This window comes from Microtetraspora malaysiensis, from assembly GCF_001528665.1.
Classification (GTDB): Bacteria; Actinomycetota; Actinomycetes; order Streptosporangiales; family Streptosporangiaceae; genus Microtetraspora_A; species Microtetraspora_A malaysiensis.
Genome location: NZ_BBYJ01000005.1, coordinates 92405 through 104766, shown reverse-complemented (window position 1 = coordinate 104766; position 12362 = coordinate 92405). Strand labels below are relative to the sequence as shown.

Genomic DNA, 12362 nt, shown 5'->3' with positions numbered 1-12362 from the left:
AGGCGTCCCGGGAGAGCGTTTTCTCGTTGACACGCGGACCCGACAGCGCGGCGAGGCGCTCCCACATCGCCCCGCCGCGCCGTATCGCCGTGCCAGGATGGCGAGCTCAGGCCGAGAACGTCGCCACGTCGCGGTCGTAGTGCCGGTGGACCTTGATGGCGTCGGCGAACGCCTGGACGAACGCGCCTCCCGACGCGTCGGGCCCGATCACGCCCTGGGTGCCGGGCAGCCGGGCCGCCTGCAGCAGGGCCGAGCCGCCCGGCAGCGCCGCGATGGCCTTGCCGTGCTTGAACGCCTCGCGGACGAAGTGGACGGCGGGCCCGTCCTCGGCCAGGAGGCCGCCGTCGGCGAGCAGGACCGCGTCGTACAGCACGGAGTTGGTCGCGGTGAGCTGGCGGTCCACGGCCAGCGAGGCGGCGTTCCCCTCGTGCGGCCCGATCAGTTCACAGATCGCCCCCTGGCCCTCCAGCGCCTCCTTGACGGGGGTCAGCGCGCTCGCGTCGGTGGCGTCGGCGACCAGGATCGCGATCTTGCGGGTGGCGATCGTCTCACGCGCCGAGTTGGCCTGGCTCAGCGCGGGCGACGCCTTGCCGTGGTTGGCCGGGCCGCCCGCGGGCACCGGCATGCCGAGCCCGAGGGCGACCTGGGTGGCGAGCTCGTGGTCGATGTGGACGAGGTGCTCGACGACCTTCTCCTTGATGTTCCGGCGCTCGACGTGGCCGAGCTCGAAGAGGAAGGCGTTCACGATGTGCCGCTTCTCCCAGAAGGACATGCTGTTCCAGAACAGCGTGGCCTGGCTGTAGTGGTCCTCGAAGCTGGGGCTGCGCTTGCGGATCTTCCGCCCGTCCACCCGCTCCTGGTAGTGCTGGAACACGCCGGAGAAGTCGCCGCTGACCACGCCGGACATCGGGCAGCCGCCGCTGATCGAGTTGATGGAGTAGCTGGTGCCGCTCTGGTGGATCATCCGCTGGTGGTAGCCGTCGCGGTTGTCGTTGTGCACCGGCGCGACCGGCTGGTTGACCGGGATCTGGGCGAAGTTCGGCCCGCCCAGCCGGATGAGCTGGGTGTCGAAGTAGGAGAAGTTCCTGGCCTGCAGCAGCGGGTCGTTGGTGAAGTCGATGCCGGGCACGACGTTGGCGGTGCAGAAGGCCACCTGCTCGGTCTCGGCGAAGAAGTTCTCCGGGTTGCGGTTGAGCGTCATCCTGCCGACCGGGCGCACCGGCACGATCTCCTCGGGAATGATCTTCGTGGGGTCGAGCAGGTCGAAGTCGAAGGCGTGCTCGTCCGACTCGGGCACGATCTGCAGGCCGAGCTCCCACTCGGGGAAGGCGCCGCGCTCGATCGCGTCCCACAGGTCGCGCCGGTTGAAGTCGGGGTCGTTGCCCTGGACGCGCAGCACCTCGTCCCACACCAGCGAGTGGGTGCCGAGGAGGGGTTTCCAGTGGAACTTCACGAACGTGGCCCGGCCCTCGGCGTTGACCAGCCGGAACGTGTGCACGCCGAACCCCTGCATCATGCGGAAGCTGCGTGGGATCGCCCGGTCGGACATCAGCCACATGACGAAGTGCAGGGTCTCCGGCTGGCACTGCACGAAGTCCCAGAGGGTGTCGTGCGCCGACTGGGCCTGCGGGATCTCGTTGTGCGGCTCCGGCTTGACCGCGTGCACGAAGTCGAGGAACTTGATGCCGTCCTGGATGGGGAAGACCGGCATGTTGTTGCCGACCAGGTCGTAGTTGCCCTGCCGGGTGTAGAACTTGGTCGCGAACCCGCGCACGTCCCGTACGGTGTCGGCCGAGCCGCGCGAGCCGGCGACCGTGGAGAAGCGCACGAACACCGGGGTGACCAGCGACGGGTCGCACAGGAAGTCGGCGACCGTGTGCTCGGCGAGCGACTCGTACACGCGGAACTGGCCGTAGGCGCCGGAGCCGCGGGCGTGGACCACGCGTTCGGGGATGCGCTCGTGGTCGAACCGCATGATCTTCTCGCGGAAGTGGAAGTCCTCCAGGAGCGTCGGACCGCGCTCCCCGGCCTGGAGCGAGTTGTCGGTGTCGTCGATCAGCACACCCTGGTCGGTGGTGAGCCGGGTGCCCTGGAGATCGACACGGTGCTGGTCGAGTTGCCGCTGCTTCTCGTCCTTCTCGACGGCGTCCTCGTGGCGCACGGGTCCCCCTTCACGGTTGGCGGTCTCTGTCCGTTCGGGGGGACCTTGGGGTCTATACCCTCGTGCACCACATCGGTTAAACAGGGATCAGACGGTCAGCGCCGGTCGGGCGCAGCCCCGCGATCAGGGCGTCCGCGTCGCGGACGAGCACGGCGCGGGCGGCCGCGTCGGCCACCTCGGCCGCCGCCGACCGGAACTTCTCCAGGTGGTGGATCGCCTGGTCCGGGTGGTCCTTGACGTCCTGGTGGTTCGCCGCCTTGAGGAAGTCGGCGAGCTGCGCGCCCAGCGTGCCGCCGACGGAGAACCGGTCCAGCAGGGTCTCCAGGTCGCCGAACGACGTGGTCACCGTCAGCGTCCTGACCTTCTCGGCGGTGTTCCCCGCCTTGTCGGTCGCGGTCGCCTTCAGGGTGTGCTCGCCGAGCGCCAGCGTGTGCAGGTCGAGCGGCTCGCCGAGGGTCAGCTCCTCGCCGTCGAGGGTGGCCGTCACCGCGTCGATCCCCGAGCCCTCGTCCGCTGCCTCGGCGGTGACGGTGACGCGGGCGGCGTCGCCGTACGTGCCGTCGCCGGTGACGCCTCCGACGGTGAGCGTGGGCGCGGTGGCGTCCAGCTTCACGGTGACCTTCTTGGCCTCCTCCGTGTTGCCGGCCTTGTCGGTGGAGCGGAACGCCACCGTGTGCGTGCCGTCCTTCTTGAGGGTGAACGGCTCGGTGTAGGCGGTCCAGTCGCCGTCACCGTCGCCGACGCGGTACTCGGTCGTCGCGACGCCCGAGCCCTCGTCGGTCGCCGTCAGGGTGACGGTCACCGGCGCGGTGTGCCAGCCGCTCGGCCCCTCCTTGGGATCCAGCGCGGCGGCGGTCACCGGAGCCTTCCCGTCCGGCCCGAGTTCCTTGATCCGGATGTTGCGGAACGCCACCTCGTCGCCCGCGCCGTGGTTCTGGATGCCCACGTACCCCTGCTGGAGCGAGCGGGCGGGGTCGGTGTTGGTGAAATCGTTGATCTGCGTGCCGTTGAGAAAGACCCGCAGCCGCTCCCCCTCGACCTGGATCTCGTACGTGTTCCACTGGCCGGGCGGGTTCAGCGCGGCGTCGCGCGCGGCGAGGTCGGCGGACTGGAAGCCGTAGACGGAGCCGGTGGTCTTCTCCGGGGCGTCCGTGGCGTCGATCTGGATCTCGTACCCGTTGTTCACCGCCGACCACGGGTCGTCGGAGGCGGGGAAGCCGACGAACACGCCCGAATTGTCGTCGCCCCGCATCTTCCAGTCGAGCTTCAGCGAGTAGGAGTGGTACTCCTTCGCCTTGTACCAGAACAGGCCCATGCCGCCCTGCGAGGTCAGCGTGCCGTCGGCGTTGGCGAAGCCGCCGGGGCCCGCCTGCTGCCAGCCGGTCGTGTCGCCGTCGTAGATCGCGGTGTAGCCGGTCTCCGGCCGGCAGTCCGCCTTGGCGTCGCCCATGGCGTAGGCGATGCCGCCGCGCAGGTGCTCGCGGAAGGCGGGCTCGGCGAAGGAGGCCGCAGTGTGCCCGCCGCCGGTGTAGAAGGACCGGCCCCCGTCGTACGGCTTGCACCAGGCGATGGGGTGGTCGGCGCCCATCTTCCCGCCGGAGTAGGTCGACTCGTCCAGCGTGGCCAGCACGTGGGCGGTGGTCCGTGCGTTGGACCTGTAGTCGTACCACTCGTCGGTCCGGCTCCAGGACGGGCCGAGGTGCGCGGTGGCCGGGTGCGCCCGGTCCTCCACCTTGACCGTGGCCTGCTGGACCGCCGGGTGCGAGGCGAACCAGGCGCCCACCAGGCCGCCGTACCAGGGCCAGTCGTACTCGGTGTCGGCGGCGGCGTGGACGCCGGCGTAGCCGCCTCCGCCCTTGACGTAGGACTCGAACGCCGTCTGCTGGGCGTCGTTCAGCACGTCGCCGGTGGTGCTGAGGAAGACGACGGCCTTGTACTTCGCCAGGTTGGCGGTGGTGAAGGCGCCCGGGTCCTCGGTCGCGGTGACCGTGAAGCCCAGGTCCTTGATCGTCTGGATGCCCGCCGGGATCGAGTCGTGCCGGAAGCCCGCCGTACGGGAGAAGACGAGCACGTCACCGGAGCCGCCGGGACCGCCGGATGCCGGCAGGACGAACTTCTGCGCGGCGCCGCCGTCGCAGTCCCTGATGACGAGCTGGCCGGTGTCGGCGCCGTCGAGGCAGCGGCCGGACTGCGGGTTCTTCAGCGAGCCGTCCGATCCGGCGCTCCACTGCTGGGCGCCGGTGTTGTTGCAGGTGTAGATCTGCACCTTGGTGCCGTCGGCCGTGGCGCCGCCCGCGATGTCCAGGCACTTGCCCAGCGCCTTGACGGTCGTCCCCTCGATCGTCCAGACCTGCGCGCCGGTGTCGTTGCAGGTGTACAGCTGGACCTTGGTGCCGTTCGCGCTGTTGGCTCCGGCGACGTCGACGCACAGTCCGCCGGGCCCGGTGATCGGGCCGATGGCCGGGCCGGTGCCCGCCGGCTCCTTCAGCAGGGTGAAGTCGTCCAGGTCGAACAGCGCGCCGGAGCCGCCGGTGAAGACGAGGAACAGCTCGGTCGTGCCGGCCGGGGCTCCGGCGAGTGTGGCGGAGACGTCGACGAAGGTCTCCCAGCCTCCGGTCACCGGCACGGACGCCTTGCCGAGCAGGGTGCCGGTCGCCGAGCCCGCCCGGACCTCGATCGTGCCGCCGGCGCCGCCCGAGGAGACGCGCGCGGTGAAGCCCTTGGCCTCACTCAGCTCGTAGGGTTTGAAGGAGATCCAGTCGCCCTTGTGGACGTCGCCGACCGTCCTGCCGCCGTGCGCCGACGCCTTGTTGATCTGGGAGACGCCGGACATCGCCGTGTAGTGCTCGGCCTGGCGGTGGCGCGGCTGCAGGATGTGCTGGGTGTGCGTGGTCAGCCCGCCCTTGTCGGTGTACTCGGCGTCGAAGACCGCGAAGATGTTGGCCGCGTCGTCGTGCTCGCCGTCGGACGGGATGGTCAGCTCGCCCGCGCAGCCCTTCGTGGACGTGATCTGGTGGCCGTGGCTGTCGTGGCCGAGCACGTACGTCATCGTGACCTTGTCGCAGTCGATCTCCCCGTCCTCGGGGTCGGTCACCTTGATCGTGAACGGCACGGTGTCGCCCCACTCGAACAGCCGGCCGGGGCCGGGCTGCTCGATGGTGACGGTCGGCGCGGTGTTGCCGGCGGTGATCCGCACGCCGGCGCGGCCCACGTTGCCCGCCGGGTCCTGCACGGTGAGGGTGGCGGTGTAGTCGCCGTCCTCGGTGTACGTCGTGGTCGGATTCGGGTCGGTGGAGGACGTCCCGTCGCCGAAGTCCCAGGCGTAGGTGAGCGGCTCGCCCTCGGGGTCGGCCGAACCGGCCGAGGAGAAGGAGACGGTCAGCGGCGTCCTGCCGGAGGTCTTGTCGGCCTTGGCCACGGCGTGCGGCGCGCGGTCGCGTCCCTTGATGTACTCGATCCGGTACAGCGCGGAGTTCTGGTCGCCGCCGAAGTAGCCCGAACCGTAGTCGAGCACATAGAGCGCGCCGTCGGGGCCGAAGGCCAGGTCCATGACCTGGGTCCCGGTCCACGGGAAGTCCGCGATCTCCCCCCGGGTGCCGTCGGCGGGGACGTCGATCGCCTTGATCCAGCGGCGGCCGAACTCGCCGGCGAAGAAGTGGCCGTCCAGCTCGGCCGGGAACTTGACCTGGGAGTCCAGGTCCGGGTCGTAGCGGTAGATCGGGCCGCCCATCGGGGACTCGGACCCGCTCCCGAACTCCGGCGGTGAGCCCTCGTCGCCGCCGTACTTGATCCACGAGGGCCGGGCGGGCGGCAGCGTGTCCATGCCGGTGTTGCGGAAGGAGCGGTTGGCCGGGCCGCCGGCGCAGTCGTGCTTCGGCCCGGACGGGCCGGACGGGAAGGTGAACGCGTTGTAGGTCTCGGCCGCCGTGTTCGTGCCGGTGCAGTACGGCCAGCCGTAGTTGCCCGGGCCGGTGACGCGGTCGAACTCGACCTGGCCGCTCGGGCCGCGGTTGGGGTCGGAGCTGCCCGCGTCAGGGCCGTAGTCGCCCACGTAGACGATGCCCGTGGTCTTGTCCACGCTCATCCGGAACGGGTTGCGGAAGCCCATGGCGTAGATCTCCGGCCGGGTCTTGGGCGTGCCGGGCGGGAAGAGGTTGCCCTCCGGGATGTCGTAGCTCCCGTCCGGCTTGACCTTGATCCGCAGGATCTTGCCGCGCAGGTCGTCGGTGTTCCCGGCGCTGCGCTGGGCGTCGTACGCGGGGTTGCGGTCGGGCCGCTCGTCCAGCGGGGAGTAGCCCGCCGAGTCGAAGGGGTTGGAGTCGTCGCCGGTGGACAGGTAGAGGTTGCCCTGGGCGTCGAAGTCGATGTCGCCGCCGACGTGACAGCACATGCCGCGGTCCGCGGCCACGTCGAGGATCTTCACCTCGCTGGCCGCGTCCAGCGTCCAGTCGGGCTTGATCGTGAAGCGGGCGAGCCGGTTCACGCCCTGCCAGGCGGAGAAGTCGGTCCCGGTCACCGGGGCGTCGCCGGCCGGGGTGTTCAGGCGCGGCGCGTAGTAGAGGTAGACGAACCTGTTCGCGGTGAAGCCGGGGTCGGCCGCCACGCCCTGCAGTCCCTCCTCGTCGTGCGTGTAGACGTTGAGGGCGCCGACGACCGTCGTGTTCCCCTCCGCGTCCGTACGGCGCAGCGTCCCGTCACGCGAGGTGTGCAGCACGGACAGGTCGGGGAGCACGCTCATCGTCATGGGCTCGCCCATCTCGGGCACGCCCTTGGCCAGCTCGATCCGCTGGTAGTCGGCGGGGTCGACGGCCGCGTGGGCGCGGGCGGGCGCGGCCGGGCCGATCGTCGTGGTCAGCGCGGTGAGGCTCGTGAGAGCCAGCAGTAAGGCGCAGATCCGCGCGACCCAGCGGGTGGCGCGGCTGGTCCGCCTGGGGGGCATGGCGGGGTTCCCTTCGCTTGGGGGGTGGTCGCGTCCCGGTGAGGTGGCACAGGGGCACGGGACGCAGAGCGGGGGTGACGGACCCGGGTGGCACTCGCCGCGCCCCGCCGTCTCGGCGCGGCGGCGGAGCGGGCGACCGGGCCCGACTGGACGGGAACGGCTACCGATAGCGAATTACCGGCGACATGCGTCGGATGTCGTCCGTATTTCGCGAAAGTAAGCCGGACTTATGCCGACTGTCAACGAAAGGCAAAGATCCGCTGATGTAACATCGCGGGAAAGCACCGGGTCCGGACGTCGGTTGATGGGAGACGCGCTTGACGCACGGCACTGTGAGCGAGCCCGGCGGCGGAGCGGCCCCGGGCGCGGGGGCCCTGCTCGCGATCCTGCGGGACGGCCAGGCCCGCACCCGCGCCGAGCTGGCCCAGCTCACCGGCCTGGCCAGGTCCACCGTCTCGCAGCGGCTCGACGTGCTGATCGACCACAAGTGGATCGTCCCCTCGCGGGACACGGTCTCCTCCGGAGGACGGCCGGCCACCGCGTTCGCGTTCAACCGCGGCGCCCGCATCGTGCTGTCGGCCGACCTCGGCGCGACGCACGCCCGGCTGGCGGTCACCGATCTCGGCATGGCGGTGCTGGCCGAGCGGGCCGCCGAGCTGCCGATCGAGCGCGGCCCGGAGCCGACGCTGTCCTGGCTGGTCACCGCGTTCGAGGAGATGCTGGCCGAGGCCGGGTACCCGCTCTCCCAGGTCTGCGGCGTCGGGCTCGGTCTGCCCGGGCCGGTGGAGCACGTGACCGGGCGGCCGGTGAACCCGCCGATCATGCCGGGCTGGGACGCCTTCCCGGTGCCCGAGTGGCTCGGCGCGCGGCTCGCCGCCCCCGTCCTGGTCGACAACGACGTGAACATCATGGCCCTCGGCGAGCACTGGATCGCCAGCCCGGAGGTCGACCACCTGCTCTTCGTGAAGATCGGCACCGGCATCGGGTGCGGCGTCATCGCCGACCGGCGGCTGCACCGGGGCGCGCAGGGCGCGGCCGGCGACGTCGGGCACATCCGGGTCGGCACCGCGGGCGACGCGCTGTGCCGCTGCGGCAACACGGGCTGCCTGGAGGCGGTCGCGAGCGGCGCGGCGATGGCCGCCCGGCTGCGCGAGGCGGGCGTCGACGCCGCCGGCAGCCGCGACGTCGTACGGCTGATCCGCGGAGGCAGCGCGCAGGCCGCGCAGGTCATCCGGCAGGCCGGGCGGGACATCGGCGGCGTGCTCGCGGCCATCGTCAACTTCTTCAACCCGTCGGTCATCGTCGTCGGCGGCGACATCGCCGAGGCGGGCGAACACGTCCTCGCCGGGGTGCGCGAGGCGATCTACAGCCGCTCGCTCCCCCTCGCCACCCAGCACCTGACCATCCGGGCGAGCGAGCTGGGCGACCGGGCGGGCGTCATCGGGGCCGCGGTCATGGTGGTCGAGCACGTGCTCGCGCCGGGGACGGTGGACCAGGCGGTCACCCTCGCCGCGCATTGACCCGCCGCCGACGGTGCCGTAACAATGAGGGCGCCCTGATCCTCCGCGACGGTGGCACGCCGCCGGGATCGCCGGGCGCCTGCGCACCCCAGCGCGCCCCCGACGTGTTCGGCGCACGCGTCCGCACCGAGAGGACGGCTGCGATGACCGCACACGAAGATCCCACCGAGACCTCGTCCGCCCTGCGGCGCGCGCTCGGGCTGAGCCGGCGCCGCTTCCTGGCCGCCACGACGGGCGTCACCGCGGCGACGGCCCTGGCCGCGACCGGCCCGCTCGCCGCGACCGCGAGCGCCGCCACGAGCACGGCCGCCCAGAGGGGTGGCAACGGCGTGCTCGTGCCTCCGGGCAAGCGCGGCATCATCCTCTACACCGTCCGCGACGCGATCGGCCGCGACCCCGGCTCCACCCCGCTCGCGTCCGGCTTCCGCCGGGTGTTCGAGGAGCTGGCCCGCATCGGCTACAAGCAGGTCGAGTTCGCCGGCTACGGCCAGCACCCGAACGCCGAGGGCGGCGCCGATCTGGAGAACGTCGAGGGCGCCCGGCTGCTGCGCCGCTGGCTGGACGACAACGGCCTGCAAGCGGAGGGCAACCACGGCTTCATCCCCGGCTCGTGGCCGCTCACCACGGCCGACCTCGACCGATTCAAGCTGCACCTGGAGATCGCGAACATCCTCGGCCTCGGCCACATGGGCACCGGCGGCGACCCCACCGGCAGCGCCTACCGGGCCGACTGGGACGTGGCCGCCGAGAAGTGGAACCACCTGGGCTCGCTGGCGTCCGCGGCCGGGATCAAGCTGTACACCCACAACCACGACGTGGCGTACGGATTCCTCCTCGACAGCGGCCCGCCGGACGCGGCCGGGCGGCCCACCCGCTCGTCGGGCGTCCGCAAGCTGGAGTACTTCCTCACGATCACGGATCCGGCGCACGTCTACCTGGAGATGGACATCTTCTGGGCGCACGTGGCCCAGTTCAAGTTCCGGACCTACACCGCGCCCGACGGATCGGCGCAGACCGCCGTCTTCGACCCCCTCGCGGTCGTACGCGCCCAGACGAAGCGCTTCCCGCTGTTCCACGCCAAGGACGGCAAGCACAACCCGGCGGGCGCCAACGGCTACGACATGGTGCCGTTCGGCACGGGTGACATCGACTACGCCGGCTTCTTCGCGAACATGGGGGCCAAGGGCTACCACAACCCGATGTACGAGCAGGACAACGCCCCCGGGGACGCGGCGGACCCGGGCCGCTCCCTGCGGTACGCCGAACTGAGCTACGCCAACCTGGCCGCGCTGCGCGGCTGACCCGCCGCGCCGTACCCCGCCCCCGCGCTCACTTCTCGTCGCCGCGCGCCGGCTCCGGCTCCGGCTCGGGCTCCCGTTCGGGGGCGCGCAGCGTGCCGGCGTGGGCGCGGGCGGCGGGGTCGCGGCGCGACCTGAGCAGGCTGGCCACGGTGGTGACGGCCAGCACGACGACGATGACGCCCAGCGAGAGCATGGTCGAGATCTGCGGCACACTGTCGCTGAGGCCGTGCGCCCAATGCAGCACCAGCTTCACGCCGATGAACGCGAGGATCAGCGCCAGCCCGGTGGACAGGTAGACCAGCCGGTCGAGCAGCCCCTTGACGAGGAAGAACAGCGCCCGCAGCCCGAGCAGGGCGAACACGTTGGCCACCAGGACGATGTACGGCTCCTCGGTCACGCCGAACACCGCCGGGATCGAGTCGAGCGCGAAGAGCAGGTCGGTGCTGCCGATCGCGATGAGCACCACGAACAGCGGGGTGACCACGCGCCGGCCGCCGACCCGCGCGATCATCCGGCCGCCGACGTAGTCGGAGGTGACCGGCAGCACGCGGCGGGTCAGCCGGACCAGCGCGTTGTCCTCGACGCTCGGATCCTCCTGGCGGTGCCGGTAGAGCTGGACGGCGGTCCAGATCAGCAGCGCCCCGAACACGAGGAACATGAACGAGAACAGCGACAGCAGGGCCGCGCCGAGCACGATGAAGGCGACCCGCATCACCAGCGCGATCATGATGCCGAGGGTCAGCGCCTTGCGCTGGTGCTCGGCGGGCACCGCGAACGTGCTCATGATGATCACGAAGACGAAGAGGTTATCAACCGAGAGGCTCTTCTCGACGACGTACCCGGCGAAGTATTCGGCGCCGTACTCCCAGCCCGCGTAGGCGGCGAAGACCAGGCCGAAGGCCACCGCGACCGCGATGTAGAAGACCGACCAGCCGACCGCCTCGCGGAAGCCCACCGTGTGCGGCCGGACGATCCCGAGGATCAGATCGAGCGCGAACAGCAGCACTATCACGCCGATGGTCAGCGCCCAGCCGACCGGGGTTATCTCCAGCAAGGGATGACCTCCACCAAGTCCGCGGCCATGTCCGCAGGCATGGTCGCGTCGTTCCGCGCGGATCGCCCGTCGCCGCTGCTCGGCATGCCACGGCGTCGGGGCCGGGATTCACGGGGTTCGTCCGCGCTCGCTCGTCCGCCTAACGCGCGCCGGGCGGCCCAGGTTCCGCCCCCGGCGCCCGAATTCCGCGCGTCCCGGCCCCTGCCGTCAGCCGACCCTGCCGTCAGCGGACCCGGCGGAAGAAGGCGCGAACGTCGGCCACGAGCAGGTCCGGCGCCTGGAGCGCGGCGAAGTGGCCGCCGCGGTCGAACTCCGACCAGTGCACCACGGCGTGCTCGCGTTCGGCGAAGGCCCGCACGGTGGAGTCTCCGGGGAAGACCGCCATGCCGGTCGGAACGGGGCAGCGCTCGAACCGCCGTCCCCAGGAGGCGGCGGCCTCCTTGTACAGGCGCGCCGCCGAACCGGCGGTGCGGGTCAGCCAGTACAGCGTGACGTTGGTGAGGATCGCGTCCCGGTCCACACCGCCGACGCCCTGCCCGTACCCGTCGAACCATTCGAGGTACCAGGCGAGCTGCCCGACCGGCGAGTCGAGCAGGGCGTAGGCGAGGGTCTGCGGCCGGGTGCTCTGGATCGCGGCGTAGCCGGACCGCTCGCCGTTCCAGCGGGTGATCCCGGCCAGCCGGGCGCGCTCGGCGTCGGTCAACCCGTCCGTCTCGCCCGGGTCGCCCGACGGGAGCGCGAAGAACGCGTTCACATGCAGGCCCGCGACGTGGTCGGGCGCGGTCCTGGCCAGCTCCGGCGAGATCCGCGCACCCCAGTCGCCGCCCTGGGCGCCGTAACGCGCGTAGCCGAGGCGGCGCATCAGCTCCGCCCAGGCGCGGGCGACGCGGGGGACGTCCCAGCCGGCCGCCGTGGTCGGGCCGGAGAACCCGTACCCGGGGATCGACGGGACCACCACGTGGAACGCGTCGGCGGGGTCGCCGCCGTGCCCGCGCGGATCGGCCAGCGGCCCGATCAGGTCCAGGAACTCGGCGACCGACCCGGGCCAGCCGTGGGTGAGGATCAGCGGCAGCGCGTCCGGCTCCGGCGATCGGACGTGCAGGAAGTGCACATTCTGGCCGTCGATCGTGGTGGTGAACTGCGGGAAGCCGTTCAGCCTGGCCTCGTGCGCGCGCCAGTCGTAGGCCGTCCGCCAGTGCTCGGCCAGCTCCTTCACCCGGCCGAGCGCCACGCCGTACGACCAGGCGGTGCCGGGGATCTCGTCCGGCCAGCGGGTGGCGGCGATCCGGGCGCGCAGGTCGTCCAGATCGGACTGGGGGATGTCACTACGGAACGGCCGGATGTCGGTCGCGTCAGTCATGTCGGTTATGTCGTTCATGGCGGTGAC

Annotated in this window: 6 protein-coding genes; 2 read left to right on the top strand and 4 right to left on the bottom strand. The window is 71.5% G+C overall.

What is annotated here, in order from left to right:
- Positions 1-106: 106 nt before the first annotated feature.
- Entirely contained in the window at positions 107-2161 is a 2055-nt protein-coding gene (locus AWQ71_RS03275) for a catalase (RefSeq protein ID WP_067126434.1), read from the bottom strand.
- A 76-nt stretch (positions 2162-2237) separates the two neighbouring features.
- Complete coding sequence (locus tag AWQ71_RS43585; protein ID WP_067126431.1) at positions 2238-7100, bottom strand: ThuA domain-containing protein; 4863 nt, start codon at positions 7098-7100, stop codon at positions 2238-2240.
- A 317-nt stretch (positions 7101-7417) separates the two neighbouring features.
- Here AWQ71_RS43585 and AWQ71_RS03265 point away from each other — a divergent pair, with 317 nt between their 5' ends.
- Positions 7418-8620 carry an ROK family transcriptional regulator gene (locus tag AWQ71_RS03265; RefSeq protein ID WP_067126428.1) on the top strand — a complete coding sequence of 401 codons (1203 nt, stop codon included), beginning with the start codon at positions 7418-7420 and terminating at the stop codon, positions 8618-8620.
- Positions 8621-8763: 143 nt separating this feature from the next.
- Complete coding sequence (locus AWQ71_RS03260) at positions 8764-9921, top strand: sugar phosphate isomerase/epimerase family protein (RefSeq protein ID WP_067126425.1); 1158 nt, start codon at positions 8764-8766, stop codon at positions 9919-9921.
- Between the two features lie 28 nt (positions 9922-9949).
- Here the strand turns inward: AWQ71_RS03260 and AWQ71_RS03255 are convergent, their stop codons facing one another.
- Positions 9950-10975 carry a TerC/Alx family metal homeostasis membrane protein gene (locus AWQ71_RS03255; protein ID WP_067126421.1) on the bottom strand — a complete coding sequence of 342 codons (1026 nt, stop codon included), beginning with the start codon at positions 10973-10975 and terminating at the stop codon, positions 9950-9952.
- Between the two features lie 223 nt (positions 10976-11198).
- A complete protein-coding gene (locus AWQ71_RS03250) occupies positions 11199-12353 on the bottom strand; it encodes an epoxide hydrolase family protein (protein WP_245658086.1) in 1155 nt (384 codons plus the stop codon).
- Positions 12354-12362 lie beyond the last annotated feature (9 nt).

What these genes read in the sequence shown, in the direction of transcription:
- AWQ71_RS03260 (WP_067126425.1), top strand. Translation starts at nt 8,764, where the DNA reads ATGACCGCACACGAAGATCCCACCGAGACCTCGTCCGCCCTGCGGCGC.
- AWQ71_RS43585 (WP_067126431.1), bottom strand. Translation starts at nt 7,100, where the DNA reads ATGCCCCCCAGGCGGACCAGCCGCGCCACCCGCTGGGTCGCGCGGATC.
- AWQ71_RS03250 (WP_245658086.1), bottom strand. Translation starts at nt 12,353, where the DNA reads ATGAACGACATAACCGACATGACTGACGCGACCGACATCCGGCCGTTC.